We start from the raw sequence: 14,583 nt of genomic DNA on the forward strand, positions 1-14,583 counted from the left end.
GCAGCATCGACGGCGCCGGCATCCGGCACCGACAGCGCGGCCAGCGCCGCGCCGGCCGCGGCGCCGGCATCCGGCACCGACAGCGCGGCCAGCGCCGCGCCGGCCGCGGCACCGGCGCCTGCACCCAAATCCGACAGTTGACTGTCGCGGCCCGGCCGGGCCGCGTTTATCCCGCGCCGCGCGCCGGCGCGGCTCCTTGACGGCAGATGATGAAAAAGACAACCCTGAAATCGGTGTTTCTGACCGGCTTGCTGGTTCTTGTCCCGCTGGCGATCACGCTGTGGGTGCTCGGCCTCATCATCGGGACGATGGATCAGACGCTGCTGCTGCTGCCGGAATCCTGGCAGCCCGAGCGGATGCTCGGCTTCCGTCTGCCGGGGATCGGCGCGCTGCTGACGCTTGCGTTCATCTTCGTCGTCGGCCTCGCGACGCGGAACTTCGTCGGCCAGAAGCTCGTGACCTGGTGGAACGCCGTCGTGCAGCACATTCCGGTTGTCGGACCGATCTACACGAGCGTCAAGCAGGTGTCGGACACGCTGCTGTCGAGCAGCGGCAATGCGTTCCGCCAGGCGCTCCTGATCGAGTATCCGCGCCGCGGGTCGTATACGATTGCGTTCCTGACGGGCACGCCCGGCGGCGACGTGGTCAACCATCTGACGGAAGAGTACGTGAGCGTGTACGTGCCGACGACGCCGAACCCGACGTCCGGCTTCTTCCTGATGCTGCCGAAGAGCGAAGTCATCGAACTCGACATGTCGGTCGATGCCGCGCTCAAGTACATCGTCTCGATGGGCGTGGTGGCGCCCCCGGCGCCGGTACCGGCGCCCGCCCGCCGCCCCGTCGAGCCGCCGCTGTAATTTGCCCGGGCTGCCCGATGCAGCGCCCGTTGATCAAACCGAACGAAAGCAAACATCATGTCGATGCGAACTGAATACTGCGGTCTCGTGACCGAACACCTGCTGGGCCAAACCGTGTCGCTGTGCGGCTGGGTGCAGCGCCGCCGCGACCACGGCGGTGTGATCTTCATCGACCTGCGCGATCGTGAAGGCCTCGTGCAGGTGGTGTGCGATCCGGATCGCGCGGAGATGTTCGCGACCGCCGAAGGCGTGCGCAACGAGTTCTGCGTCCAGGTGAAGGGTGTCGTGCGCAGCCGTCCGGAAGGCACGGTCAACGCCGGCCTGAAGAGCGGCAAGATCGAAGTGCTGTGCCACGAGCTGACCGTGCTCAACGCGTCGGTCACGCCGCCGTTCCAGCTCGACGACGACAACCTGTCGGAAACGACGCGCCTCACGCACCGCGTGCTCGACCTGCGCCGTCCGCAGATGCAGCACAACCTGCGCCTGCGTTACCGCGTCGCGATCGAGGCGCGCAAGTACCTCGACGAGCAGGGCTTCATCGACATCGAAACGCCGATGCTGACGAAGAGCACGCCGGAAGGCGCGCGCGACTATCTCGTGCCGTCGCGCGTGAACGCGGGCCAGTTCTTCGCGCTGCCGCAGTCGCCGCAGCTGTTCAAGCAGCTGCTGATGGTCGCGAACTTCGACCGCTACTACCAGATCACCAAGTGCTTCCGCGACGAGGACCTGCGCGCAGACCGTCAGCCGGAATTCACGCAGATCGACTGCGAGACGTCGTTCCTCGGCGAGCAGGAAATCCGCGATCTGTTCGAAGACATGATCCGTCATATCTTCAAGTCGACGATCGATGTCGAGCTGGATGCCAAGTTCCCGGTCATGCCGTACTCGGAAGCGATGGCACGTTTCGGTTCGGACAAGCCGGACCTGCGCGTGAAGCTCGAGTTCACCGAGCTGACCGATGCGATGAAGGACGTCGATTTCAAGGTGTTCAGCACGCCGGCCAATGCGAAGGACGGTCGCGTCGCGGCGCTGCGTGTGCCGAAGGGCGGCGATCTGTCGCGCGGCGACATCGACAGCTACACCGAGTTCGTGCGCATCTACGGTGCGAAGGGCCTCGCGTGGATCAAGGTCAACGAGAAGGCGAAGGGCCGCGACGGTCTGCAAAGCCCGATCGTCAAGAACCTGCACGACGCGGCGATCGCGGCGATTCTCGAGCGCACCGGCGCGGAAGACGGCGACATCATTTTCTTCGCGGCCGATCGCGCCAAGGTCGTCAACGACAGCCTCGGCGCGCTGCGCCTGAAGGTCGGCCATTCGGAGTTCGGCAAGGCGAACGGTCTCGTCGAGGCCGGCTGGAAGCCGCTGTGGGTCGTCGACTTCCCGATGTTCGAATACGACGATGAAGATGCGCGCTACGTCGCGGCGCACCACCCGTTCACGAGCCCGAAGGACGAGCATCTCGAGTACCTCGAGACCGACCCGGGCCGCTGCCTCGCGAAGGCCTACGACATGGTGCTGAACGGCTGGGAAATCGGCGGCGGCTCGGTGCGTATCCACCGCGAAGACGTGCAGAGCAAGGTGTTCCGCGCGCTGAAGATCGGGCCGGAAGAGGCGCAGCTGAAGTTCGGCTTCCTGCTCGACGCGCTGCAGTACGGCGCGCCGCCGCATGGCGGTATCGCGTTCGGTCTCGACCGCATCGTCACGATGATGGCGGGTGCCGATTCGATTCGCGACGTGATCGCCTTCCCGAAGACCCAGCGCGCACAGTGTCTGCTCACGCAGGCGCCGAGCGCCGTCGACGAGCGCCAGCTGCGCGAGTTGCATATCCGTCTGCGTCAGCCGGAGCAGCCGAAGGCGTAATGCTTCGGTTGACCTGACCATGCGCGTGGCGACACGCGCAGGACGTGACGAAAAAGGCGCCGTGGTGCGCCTTTTTCTTTTTTTGCGGTACAGTCGCAGCACCTGCCGCGCGGCGCGCAGGATGCGATGCGCGGTGCCGCGCCGGATGACACAACAATGACCAAGCCGCCGAAAATTCCCGAATCCGTTCTCGTCGTGATCTATACGCCCGCACTCGACGTGCTGGTGATCAAGCGCGCCGATCTGCCGGGCTTCTGGCAATCCGTCACCGGTTCGAAGGACACGCTGGACGAGCCGCTCGCCGTGACCGCCGCGCGTGAAGTCGCCGAGGAAACCGGGATCGTGGTCGGTACGCCGGACGTGCCCGCCAGCGCGCTGGCCGACTGGCATCACCAGATCGAATACAGCATCTATCCGCAATATCTGCATAGCTACGCGCCCGGCGTCACGCGCAACACCGAGCACTGGTTCGGCCTGCGCGTCCCGTATCGCGTCGACGTGACGCTCGCGCCGCGCGAGCACGTCGACTATGCGTGGCTGCCGTATCGCGAAGCGGCCGCGCGCTGCTTTTCACCGTCGAACGCCGAGGCGATCCTGCAGTTGCCCGCGCACGCGGCGCCCGGTTCCAGATGACCGGCGAGGCCCGCCGCCGTTTCGCACAGTTGCGCCAGATGTTCCTGCAGGAGCGGGGCTCCGCGTCGCGGCTCGCGTTCACGTCGGGCAACACCGTGCGGCTGTGCGAACATGGCGATGCGTTCTTCGCCGCGCTGGTCGAGCGGATCGACGGCGCGCGCGAGCAGGTCATGCTCGAAACCTACATCTTCTGCGACGATGCCGCGGGCCGGCGCGTGTCCGACGCGCTGATGCGCGCCGCGCAACGCGGCGTGCGCGTGCGCGTGATCACCGACGGCATCGGCACCGCGCGCCTGCCGCTGTTCGATGCGTGGGTCGGCGCGGGCATCGAGCACTGCATCTACAACCCCTACCTGTTCGGCCGCTTTGGCTTTTCGCGCACGCACCGCAAGCTGGCCGTCGTCGACCACGCCTATGCATTCTGCGGCGGCATCAACATCGTCGACGACTACGCGCAGAACGACACGCGGCTCGACTTCCCGCGCTGGGACTTCGCCGTCGAGATGTCCGGGCCGGTCGTGTCGGATGTGCGTGCCGCGATCGAATTGCAGTGGCACCGGATTCAGTTCGGGCACAAGCCGTATGCGCAATACGCGGCCGGGCTGGGCGGCGGCGATGCGTTCCCGGACATGTTCCGCCGCTGGATGCGCAGCCATCGGTGGATCAGGGCAGGCGCATTGCGGAGGATCACCGCGCCAAGCGTCGCGTTCGTCGCACGCGACAACGTCGTGAACCGTCGCGCGATCGAGAAAGCCTATCTCGCCGCGATCGGCCGCGCGCGTCAGCGGATCCTGCTCGCGAATCCGTATTTCCTGCCCGGACGCAAGCTGCGCCGTGCGCTGACCGGCGCGGCGCGGCGCGGCGTCGACGTACGGATCCTGATCGGCTGCAAGGAGTTCGCGGCACTCGACACCGCGGTGCCGTTTCTCTATTACGCGCTGCTGCGCGCGGGGGTGCGCATCGCCGAATACGACAAGACGATCCTGCACGGCAAGGTCGCCGTGATCGACGACAACTGGGCGACGGTCGGCTCGTCGAATCTGGATGCGCTGAGCCTGATGCTGAACAATGAGGCCAACGTCGTGCTGGTGCGGCACGACAAGGTCACGAACGAGTTGCGCGACGCGATCGTGTCGGCGTTCGGCGACGGACGCGAGATCGACCCGGCCCGCTACGCGGCGCGGCCGCTCCTGGAGCGCATACTCAACTGGTTCGCCTACATGGCGTACCGTGCCGCGATGAAGGTGCTGACGGTCGGCCACTACGACTAAGCGCCCGCTTCAAAGATCTGCCCGAAAAATTTCCGCACGCCCGTGCGGAAAAGCCGTTCCGGACGCGCCGGAATCGCGCAAAATAGCGTCTCGGTTAGACACCGGTTTCTAATAATTTCCTTGTTTCCCCGAGCGGTCGCACTCAATAATAGTACGGCCGTTCGATTTTATTCGATCACACCCGAACGGTTAGATAAGAGCTATGCGAAAAGGCGAACAGACGCGTGCCGCAATCCTTGAAGCTGCTTTGGACCTCGCCAGCCGTGACGGGCTGGAGGGGCTGACGATCGGCCTGCTGGCCGAGCGGATGCAGATGAGCAAGAGCGGCGTGTTCGCGCACTTCGGATCGCGCGAAGACTTGCAGTTGGAAGTCGTCCGCGAGTATCACCATCGTTTCGAAAACGAGGTGTTCTTTCCGAGCCTGCGCGAGCCGCGCGGTCTGCCGCGTCTGCGGGCCATGCTGTCGCGCTGGATCGAGAAGCGCATCCAGGAGGTGACGACCGGGTGCATCTACATCAGCGGGGCCGTCGAGTACGACGACCGGCCGGACAGCCCGGTGCGCGAGCAGTTGATCGCGAGCGTGACGGCATGGCGTGCCGCGCTGCTGCGCGCCATTTCGCAGGCGAAGGACGAGGGGCATCTGCGTCGGGATACCGATCCGAACCTGATGCTCTTCGAGCTGTACAGCTTCACGATCGGCCTGCATCACGACGCGCGCTTCCTGCATCTGCCGGACGCGGTGCGCCTCACGTGGGCCGCGCTGGAAAAGACGATTGTTTCGTATCAGAGCGAGAGCAGTTAGCGGCGCGTGACCCGCCCGCCAGGAGCTCGAGCCGATTGCCCTACCTTTGGAGAGAGTCATGGGACAGTACGCCGCGCCGCTGCGCGACATGCAATTCGTGTTGCACGAGCTTCTGAACGTCGAAGCCGAGGTCAAGGAAATGCCTAGGCATGCGGACCTCGACGCCGACACGATCAACCAGGTCCTCGAAGAAGCGGGCAAGTTCTGCTCCGAGGTGCTGTTCCCGCTGAACCAGGTCGGCGACCGTGAAGGCTGCACGTATGCCGGCGACGGCGTCGTGACCACGCCGACCGGCTTCAAGGAGGCGTACCGGCAGTACGTCGAAGCCGGCTGGCCGGCGCTCGGCTGCGATCCGGAGTACGGCGGTCAGGGGCTGCCCGCGTTCGTCAACAACGCGCTCTACGAGATGCTGAACTCGGCGAACCAGGCATGGACGATGTATCCGGGCCTGTCGCACGGCGCCTATGAATGCCTGCATGCGCACGGCGCGCCCGAGCTGCAGCAGCGCTACCTGCCGAAGCTCGTGTCGGGCGAATGGACGGGCACGATGTGCCTGACCGAGCCGCACTGCGGCACCGACCTCGGCATCCTGCGCACCAAGGCCGAATCCAACGGCGACGGCTCGTACTCGATCACCGGCACGAAGATCTTCATCTCGAGCGGCGAGCACGACATGTCGAAGAACATCATCCACCTCGTGCTCGCGCGCCTGCCTGACGCGCCGCAAGGCACGAAGGGGATCTCGCTGTTCATCGTGCCGAAGTTCATTCCCGACGCCTCGGGCGAGCCGGGCCAGCGCAACAGCATCAAGTGCGGCTCGATCGAGCACAAGATGGGCATCCACGGCAATTCGACCTGCGTGATGAACCTCGACAACGCGAAGGGCTGGATGGTCGGCGAGCCGAACAAGGGCCTGAATGCGATGTTCGTGATGATGAACGCCGCGCGCCTGGGTGTGGGCATGCAGGGCCTCGGCCTCACGGAAGTCGCGTACCAGAATTCGCTGACGTATGCGAAGGAGCGCCTGCAGATGCGCTCGCTGACGGGCCCGAAGGCGCCGGACAAGCCGGCCGATCCGATCATCGTCCATCCGGATGTGCGCCGCATGCTGCTCACGCAGAAGGCCTACGCGGAAGGCGCGCGCGCATTCACGTACTGGTCGGCGCTCCAGATCGACAAGGAGCTGTCGCACGGCGATGAGTCGGTGCGCAAGGAAGCGGCCGATCTCGTCGCGCTGCTCACGCCGGTCATCAAGGCGTTCCTGACCGACAACGCGTTCGAGTGCACGAACCACGCGATGCAGATCTACGGCGGCCACGGCTTCATTTCCGAGTGGGGGATGGAGCAGTATGTGCGCGACGCGCGGATCAACATGATCTACGAAGGCACGAACTCGATCCAGTCGCTCGACCTGCTGGGCCGCAAGGTGCTCGGCGACATGGGCGCGAAGCTGAAGAAGTTCGGCAAGATCGTGGCCGATTTCGTCGAGGCGGAAGGCGTGAAGCCGGAGATGTCCGAGTTCATCAACCCGCTCGCCGACCTCGGCGACAAGGTGCAGAAGCTGACGATGGAAATCGGCATGAAGGCGATGCAGAACCCGGACGAAGTCGGCGCCGCCGCCGTGCCGTACCTGCGCACGGTCGGCCATCTGGTGTTCGCGTACTTCTGGGCCCGCATGGCACGCATCGCGCTCGACAAGGAAGCGTCGGGCGATCCGTTCTACAAGTCGAAGCTCGCGACCGCGCGTTTCTACTTCGCGCGTCTCCTGCCGGAAACGGCGTCGACGATCCGCGCCGCGCGCGCCGGCTCGAAGACGATGATGGAAGTCGACGAAGCGCTGTTCTGATGTGGCTTCGGGCGGAGCGCGCCGCGTTCCGCCCGGACGATACGGTTCCTGGTCCTCACTTCGCCGCGCAGCCCTTCATTCCCCGCGCTGCGCGACACAATCCGGAGACATCCCGTGAGCAATTTCAACATTCGCAAGGTGGCCGTGCTGGGCGCCGGCGTGATGGGCGCGCAGATCGCCGCGCATCTCGTCAACGCGCGCGTGCCTGTGCTGCTGTTCGACCTGCCGGCCAAGGAGGGCCCGAAGAACGCGATCGCGCTGAAGGCGATCGAGAACCTGAAGAAGCTGTCGCCCGCGCCGTTCGGCGTGAAGGAGGACGCGAAGTATCTCGAGGCCGCGAACTACGAGGACGACATCGAAAAGCTCGCCGAGTGCGACATCGTGATCGAAGCGATCGCCGAGCGGATGGACTGGAAGCACGACCTGTACAAGAAGGTCGCGCCGCACATCGCGCCGAACGCGATTTTCGCGACCAACACGTCGGGCCTGTCGATCACGGCACTGTCGGAAGGTTTCTCCGATGAACTGAAGTCGCGTTTCTGCGGCGTGCACTTCTTCAATCCGCCGCGCTACATGCATCTGGTCGAGCTGATCCCGACCGCGCATACGCGTCCGGAAATCCTCGACCAGCTCGAGACGTTCCTGACGAGCGTCGTCGGCAAGGGCGTCGTGCGCGCGAAGGACACGCCGAACTTCATCGCGAACCGCGTCGGCATCTTCTCGATCCTCGCGGTGATCGCCGAGGCCGCGAAGTTCGGCCTGCGCTTCGACGAAGTCGACGACCTGACGGGCAGCCGCCTCGGTCGCGCGAAGTCGGCGACGTTCCGCACCGCGGACGTGGTCGGCCTCGACACGATGGCGCACGTGATCAAGACGATGCAGGACAACCTCGCCGACGATCCGTTCTTCCCGGTCTACGAGACGCCGGCCGTGCTCGCCGAGCTGGTGAAGCAGGGCGCGCTCGGCCAGAAGACGGGCGGCGGCTTCTACAAGAAGGAAGGCAAGGCGATCAAGGTGCTCGACGCGAAGACGGGCACCTACGTCGATGCCGGCGCAAAGGCCGACGAGCTGGTCGGCCGCATCCTGAAGCGGCCGCCGGCCGAGCGCCTGAAGCTGCTGCGTGAAACGGATCATCCGCACGCGCAGTTCCTGTGGGCGATCTTCCGCGACGTGTTCCACTATATCGGCGTGCATCTCGAGTCGATCGCCGACAACGCGCGCGACATCGACCTCGCGATCCGCTGGGGCTTCGGCTGGAACGAAGGCCCGTTCGAAGGCTGGCAGGCGGCCGGCTGGAAGCAGGTGGCCGAGTGGGTGCAGGAAGACATCGCGGCCGGCAAGGCGCTGTCGAACGTGCCGCTGCCGGCGTGGGTGCTCGAAGGCCCGGTCGCCGAGAAGGGCGGCGTGCACACGGCCGAAGGCGCGTGGTCGCCGGCGGCGAAGCGCTTCGTGCCGCGTTCGGATCTGCCGGTCTACGACAAGCAGGTGTTCCGCGCGCCGCTCCTGGGCGAACAGGGCGCCGATCCGAAGACCTACGGCAAGACGCTGTTCGAGACCGATTCGGTGCGCGCGTGGGTCGATGACCGTGCGGGCGAGGACGACGTCGTGATCGTGTCGTTCAAGTCGAAGATGAACACGATCGGCCCGGGCGTGATCGACGGCCTCGTGCAGGCGATCGAGCTCGCGGAGAAGGCGTACAAGGGCGTCGTGATCTGGCAGCCGACGTCGCTGAAGCTCGGCGCACCGGGCGGCCCGTTCTCGGCGGGCGCGAACCTCGAAGAGGCGATGCCGGCATTCATGATGGGCGGGGCGAAGGGCATCGAGCCGTTCGTGAAGAAATTCCAGGACGGCATGATGCGCGTGAAGTACGCGAACGTGCCGGTCGTCGCGGCCGTGTCGGGCATCGCGCTCGGCGGCGGATGCGAGCTGATGCTGCACAGCGCGAAGCGTGTCGTGCATGTCGAGAGCTACGTCGGTCTCGTCGAAGTGGGCGTCGGCCTCGTGCCGGCGGGCGGCGGCCTGAAGGAAGCGGCCCTGCGCGCGGCGGACGCGGCGACCGCGGCCAACGCGACGACCGACATCATGAAGTTCGTCACGAAGTCGTTCGAAAACGCGGCGATGGCGAAGGTTTCGTCGTCCGCGCACGACGCGCGTGCGATGGGCTACCTGAAACCGTCCGACACGATCGTCTTCAACGTGTTCGAACTGCTCGACACCGCGAAGAAGGAAGCCCGCGCACTGGCCGCCACCAGCTACCGCGCGCCGCTGAAGGCGAAGGACGTGCCGGTCGCGGGCCGCTCGGCGATTGCGACGATCAAGGCGCAGCTCGTCAACATGCGCGACGGCCGCTTCATCAGCGACCACGACTTCCTGATCGCGAGCCGCATCGCGGAAGCGGTGTGCGGCGGCGACGTCGAAGCGGGCAGCCTCGTCGACGAGGACTGGCTGCTTGCGCTCGAGCGTCGGGCGTTCGTCGAGCTGCTCGGTACGCAAAAGACGCAGGAACGGATCATGGGCATGTTGCAGACCGGCAAGCCGGTGCGCAACTGAGCGAGCGAACAACTTTGCATGGGACCGGAGCAAGCGCTGAAGCGCTCACTCTGGTCGACAGGAGTCAGACATGAGCAAACAACTGCAGGATGCATACATCGTCGCCGCCAGCCGCACGCCGATCGGCAAGGCTCCGCGCGGCGCCTTCAAGAACACGCGCCCTGACGAACTGCTCGTCCACGCGATCAAGTCGGCCGTCGCGCAGGTGCCGGAATTCGACACGAAGCTGATCGAAGACGCAATCATCGGCTGCGCCATTCCCGAAGCCGAGCAAGGCCTGAACGTCGCCCGGATCGGCGCGCTGCTCTCGGGCCTGCCGAATACGGTCGGCGGCGTGACGGTCAACCGCTTCTGCGCGTCGGGCCTCACCGCGCTCGCGATGGCGGCGGACCGCATCCGCGTCGGCGAAGCGGACGCGATGCTCGCAGGCGGCTGCGAATCGATGAGCATGGTGCCGATGATGGGCAACAAGCCGTCGATGTCGCCGCACATCTTCGACCGCGGCGAGGACATCGGCATTGCATACGGGATGGGCCTGACCGCCGAGCGCGTCGCCGACCAGTGGAAGGTGAGTCGCGAAGACCAGGATGCGTTCTCGGTCGAGTCGCACCGGAAGGCGCTGGCCGCGCAGCAGGCCGGCGAGTTCAGGGACGAGATCGCGGCGTACACGATCACCGAACGCTTCCCGAACCTCGCGACGGGCCAGGTCGACGTGACGACGCGCGAGATCGCGCTCGACGAAGGCCCGCGTGCCGACACGTCGATCGAAGGGCTCGCGAAACTGCGCGCCGTGTTCGCGAACAAGGGCTCGGTAACGGCCGGCAACAGCTCGCAGACGTCGGACGGTGCAGGCGCGCTGCTCGTCGTGTCGGAAAAGGTGCTCAGGCAGTTCAACCTGACGCCGCTCGCACGCTTCGTGAGCTTCGCGGTGCGTGGCGTGCCGCCGGAAATCATGGGCATCGGCCCGAAGGAAGCGATTCCGGCCGCCCTGAAGGCCGCGGGCCTCAAGCAGGACGATCTCGACTGGATCGAACTGAACGAGGCATTCGACGCGCAATCGCTGGCGGTGATGCGCGACCTCGGCCTCGACCCGGCGAAGGTCAACCCGATGGGCGGCGCGATCGCGCTCGGCCACCCGCTCGGCGCGACCGGCGCGATCCGCGCGGCGACCGTCGTGCATGGCCTGCGCCGCCGCAACCTGAAGTACGGCATGGTCACGATGTGCGTCGGCACCGGCATGGGCGCCGCCGGCATCATCGAACGCCTGTAAGCGAGGCGAGCCAGTCAGGACGACGGTGCGCGGGCCGCGAGCTCGCGCACCGTTTTTTCATTGCGATTGAGAACAGCGAAGGAGACACCGGCGATGGATATCCAGGTGGAACGCGCCCAGGGCGTGATGACGATCACGCTCGCCCGCCCCGCGAAAAAGAATGCGATCACGGCGGCGATGTACCAGACGATGGCCGACGCACTCGGCGACGCGCAGGAAGACAAGGCCGTCCGCGCGATCCTGCTGCGCGGCAGCGACGGCAATTTCAGCGCCGGCAACGATCTCGAGGATTTCATGAAGGCGCCGCCGAAGGACGAGCACGCGCCGGTATTCCAGTTTCTCGCCCGCATCAGCGGCGCGAGCAAGCCGATCGTCGCCGCGGTGCCGGGAGTTGCGGTCGGTGTCGGCGTGACGATGCTGCTGCATTGCGATCTCGTCTATGCGGCCGACACCGCCGTGTTCTCGCTGCCGTTCACGCAGCTCGGCCTGTGTCCGGAAGCGGCGTCGAGCCTGTTGCTGCCGCGTCTGGCCGGGCATCAGGTCGCCGCCGAGAAGCTGCTGCTCGGCGAGCCGTTCGATGCACTCGAAGCGCACCGGATCGGCATCGTCAACCGTGTGCTGCCGGCCGCCGAACTCGACGCGTTCGCGGCGAAGCAGGCGGCGAAGCTGGCCGCGCTGCCGGCCGCGTCGCTGCGGGTGACGAAGGCGCTGCTGAAGCATGCAGGCGGCGTGGGCGTCGCCGAGCGGATCGCGGAGGAGGCGCAGCACTTCGGCACGATGCTGCGCGGACCGGAAGCACGCGAGGCGATGGCGGCGTTCTTCGAGAAGCGCAAGCCGGATTTCAGTCGGTTCGACTGACGCATGTGCGGCGCCGCCGGTGCTCAGGCGGTGCCGTAATCGACGTAGCCCGACGCGCGGCAGAAGCTGACGAGCCGCAGTCCGGCCTGCTGCGCGATGGCAATCGCGAGCGACGACGGCGCGGAGATCGTCGCGACCATCGGAATGTCGACCCGCGCAGCCTTGCGCACCAATTCGTAGCTCGCGCGGCTCGACAGGAACACGAAGCCGTCGGTCGTGTCGGCTCGCGACAGCACCAGCGAGCCGATCAGCTTGTCGAGCGCGTTGTGACGGCCGACGTCCTCGAAGGCCATGCGGATCGTGCCTGTTGCGTCGCACCACGCGGCCGCATGCAGGCCGCCGGTCAGGCGCGTCAGGGCCTGATGCGCGGGCAGTTCACGCGCGGCGCGCTCGAGTGCGTCCGGCGCGAGCCGCGCGAGAAAACCGGTGTCGGGCACGCGTTCCGGCGCCAGATCCAGGAGGTCGATGCTTTCGATCCCGCACACGCCGCAGCCGGTGCGCCCGGCGAGCGCGCGGCGCTTGTCCTTCAGCGCGGCGAAGGCTTCCTGGACCACTTCCAGATGCACTTCCGCATGCGGCAGCGGCGCGTCGGCATGCAGGATCACGTCGATGTCCTTGATGTCGCTGCCGCGCGCGACGATCCCTTCGGAGATCGCAAAGCCCACCGCGAACGCTTCGAGATCGCGCGGCGTGCACATCATGACCGCATGAGAAATGCCGTTGAAGACGAGTGCAACAGGCCATTCCTGGCCGACATGGTCGATTGCCGTCTCGATGGCGTCGCCGCGCCGGCGGCGCACGGACAGCTCGATCGCGCCGTCCGGCTCGGCAGTATCGGTCGGATTCACGCAAAGACTCCCATAAATTGACGCGCGCCGATGAACGGCGACCGATCCCGTCCGCCGTTCGCGCGCAGAGGTTCTAAAATACCTCAGGCGGGCCGAACGCGCCTGCATTCGCCATTTCTCGGGAATGAACCATGGGACTCAGCGACGCACCGTTGCTATTTGATTTCGAACTCGATTCGTCGGAAAACCTGACGTATATCCCGATGATCGTGCGCTTCAACCTCGATCGTTTCGGCTTGCGGATTTCGCTCGAACAGTGGCAACTGCTGCCGCTCGAGGATCGCAAGCTGCTCGCCCGCTTTCCGGCGGACGAGGCCGCCGAGATCGAACCGAATTTCGATCACGCGCTGTTCGAGATGCTGCGTACGCATGCCGGTCTCGAACCGACCTGGTTCGAGCCGGACGGCAGCCCGGCGTGGCGCAGCACCGAAACGGTGCCGGACGCGCTGGTGCAGCAAAGTGCGCTGGCGGGGTTGCCGGCGCCCGATCTTGCCCAATGGCGGGGGCTCGCGCCGTTCCAGCGCTACGTGCTGGTGAAGCTGTCGCGCAAGCCGAAACTGAACCACGATTTCTTGCCCGCGATGCGGGAATTCGGGCTGACGGCGCACTGACGGATCGTCGGGCGGGCGCGCGTCAGGAAGGCGGGGCGCGCCGCGCGAAGTCCCGGCGCATGCGTTTCGCGGCGCAGGATACGGTCGAAGGCCGCGCCGCGCGGCGTGCGTCAGGCCGGCGGCAGCGACCGCGGCTTGCGATCGGGGCCGGTCGCGACGTAGGTAAGCGTCGCTTCGGTGACTTTCACGACTTCGCCGGGCAGCGCCATCCGCTGCGCAAAAACCTCGACATCGACGGTGACCGACGTATTGCCGGTCTTGATGATGCTGGCGTAGAAGCTCAGCAGGTCGCCGACGAACACCGGCTGCTTGAACACGAACGAGTTGACCGCCACGGTCGCGACCCGGCCGTTCGCGCGCCGGGTTGCCGGGATCGATCCTGCGATGTCGACCTGCGACATGATCCAGCCGCCGAACACGTCGCCGTGGACATTCGCGTCGGACGGTTGCGGGACGACGCGCAGCGCCGGCTGCTTTTGCGGGAGTTCGAGGGGCTGGTCGGTCATGACGGGGGCTTTCATCCTGTAATAAATCAGCCGCTCCGCGCGGGGGCGGCCGGCGAGGCCACGGACAGCGGCGCGAACCGGCTTCTGCGACAATACAACGTTCGCAAATTGTACGAGAAAGCGTGCGGGCGAGCCGCCGATTGCGCGGTTTGCGCTGCCGCGCACACGCCCCCATGCGCCGATTTCCCGCTTCCGGCGAGCCCGCGCCGCTTCAATCCGGGCCACGCAACGACTGGCGGACCATCCGTTCGCTGCTGCCTTACCTGACGACCTACAAATGGCGCGTCGTGTTCGCGCTGTCCTGCCTGATCGGCGCGAAGGTCGCGAACCTCGGCGTGCCGGTCGTGATGAAACGCATCGTCGACCACCTTGCCGCCGTGCAGCAGCTGACCGCGCTCGGCCGCGCGGAGCAGTCGGCCGGCATCGTGCTCGCCGGCGGAGTCGGGCTGCTTGTCGTCGCCTATGCGCTCGTGCGGCTGTCGACGTCGCTGTTTACCGAGCTGCGCGAGATCCTCTTCTCGAAAGTGACCGAGAGCGCCGTGCGCCGGCTCGCGCTGCAGGTGTTCCGGCATCTGCACGGCCTGTCGCTGCGGTTCCATCTCGAGCGGCAGACGGGCGGCATGTCGCGCGACATCGAGCGCGGCACGCGCGGCATCCAGCAGCTGATCTCG

Annotated in this window: 13 protein-coding genes; 11 read left to right on the forward strand and 2 right to left on the reverse strand. The window is 66.2% G+C overall.

Features of this window, described 5'->3' with window-relative positions:
• The first annotated feature begins 206 nt into the window (after window positions 1-206).
• From KH616_RS11590 to KH616_RS11630, 9 genes are all read left to right on the forward strand, one after another.
• Window positions 207-857, forward strand: a complete 651-nt coding sequence (locus KH616_RS11590) for a DUF502 domain-containing protein (protein WP_292244258.1) — start codon at window positions 207-209, stop codon at window positions 855-857.
• A 57-nt stretch (window positions 858-914) separates the two neighbouring features.
• Window positions 915-2,717, forward strand: a complete 1,803-nt coding sequence (aspS, locus tag KH616_RS11595) for an aspartate--tRNA ligase (protein ID WP_292244259.1) — start codon at window positions 915-917, stop codon at window positions 2,715-2,717.
• Window positions 2,718-2,873: 156 nt separating this feature from the next.
• Window positions 2,874-3,350, forward strand: coding sequence for a dihydroneopterin triphosphate diphosphatase (nudB, locus tag KH616_RS11600; RefSeq protein WP_292244260.1), 477 nt, complete (start codon window positions 2,874-2,876; stop codon window positions 3,348-3,350).
• Entirely contained in the window at window positions 3,347-4,621 is a 1,275-nt protein-coding gene (gene clsB / locus KH616_RS11605) for a cardiolipin synthase ClsB (protein ID WP_292244261.1), read from the forward strand. The genes nudB and clsB overlap by 4 nt, the downstream gene beginning before the upstream one ends.
• Window positions 4,622-4,823: 202 nt before the next feature.
• A complete protein-coding gene (locus tag KH616_RS11610; RefSeq protein WP_292244262.1) occupies window positions 4,824-5,423 on the forward strand; it encodes a TetR/AcrR family transcriptional regulator in 600 nt (199 codons plus the stop codon).
• A gap of 58 nt (window positions 5,424-5,481) precedes the next feature.
• A complete protein-coding gene (locus KH616_RS11615; RefSeq protein WP_292244263.1) occupies window positions 5,482-7,269 on the forward strand; it encodes an acyl-CoA dehydrogenase C-terminal domain-containing protein in 1,788 nt (595 codons plus the stop codon).
• Window positions 7,270-7,383: 114 nt separating this feature from the next.
• A complete protein-coding gene (locus KH616_RS11620) occupies window positions 7,384-9,819 on the forward strand; it encodes a 3-hydroxyacyl-CoA dehydrogenase/enoyl-CoA hydratase family protein (RefSeq protein ID WP_292244264.1) in 2,436 nt (811 codons plus the stop codon).
• 70 nt (window positions 9,820-9,889) lie between these two features.
• The gene (locus KH616_RS11625; RefSeq protein ID WP_292244265.1) at window positions 9,890-11,089 is read left to right on the forward strand and encodes an acetyl-CoA C-acyltransferase; all 1,200 of its coding nucleotides are present in this window, start codon (window positions 9,890-9,892) and stop codon (window positions 11,087-11,089) included.
• Between the two features lie 93 nt (window positions 11,090-11,182).
• On the forward strand, window positions 11,183-11,947 hold the full coding sequence (locus KH616_RS11630) for an enoyl-CoA hydratase (RefSeq protein WP_292244266.1): 765 nt from the start codon (window positions 11,183-11,185) through the stop codon (window positions 11,945-11,947).
• Window positions 11,948-11,970: 23 nt separating this feature from the next.
• Here KH616_RS11630 and fdhD read toward each other — a convergent pair whose 3' ends face one another.
• Window positions 11,971-12,795 (reverse strand): formate dehydrogenase accessory sulfurtransferase FdhD, encoded by an 825-nt coding sequence (gene fdhD, locus KH616_RS11635; RefSeq protein ID WP_292244267.1) that lies wholly within the window; start codon window positions 12,793-12,795, stop codon window positions 11,971-11,973.
• 131 nt (window positions 12,796-12,926) lie between these two features.
• Here fdhD and KH616_RS11640 point away from each other — a divergent pair, with 131 nt between their 5' ends.
• On the forward strand, window positions 12,927-13,406 hold the full coding sequence (locus KH616_RS11640; protein WP_292244268.1) for a nitrate reductase associated protein: 480 nt from the start codon (window positions 12,927-12,929) through the stop codon (window positions 13,404-13,406).
• Between the two features lie 110 nt (window positions 13,407-13,516).
• On the opposite strand, the gene KH616_RS11645 is transcribed toward KH616_RS11640, so the two are convergent.
• Window positions 13,517-13,912, reverse strand: a complete 396-nt coding sequence (locus KH616_RS11645) for an acyl-CoA thioesterase (protein WP_292244269.1) — start codon at window positions 13,910-13,912, stop codon at window positions 13,517-13,519.
• 173 nt (window positions 13,913-14,085) lie between these two features.
• Here KH616_RS11645 and KH616_RS11650 point away from each other — a divergent pair.
• Window positions 14,086-14,583, forward strand: a 498-nt coding sequence (locus tag KH616_RS11650; protein WP_292244270.1) for an ABC transporter transmembrane domain-containing protein, incomplete at its 3' end; no start/stop codon positions are given.

Origin of the sequence: Burkholderia sp. (assembly GCF_018375725.1) — a bacterium.
Classification (GTDB): domain Bacteria; phylum Pseudomonadota; class Gammaproteobacteria; order Burkholderiales; family Burkholderiaceae; genus Burkholderia.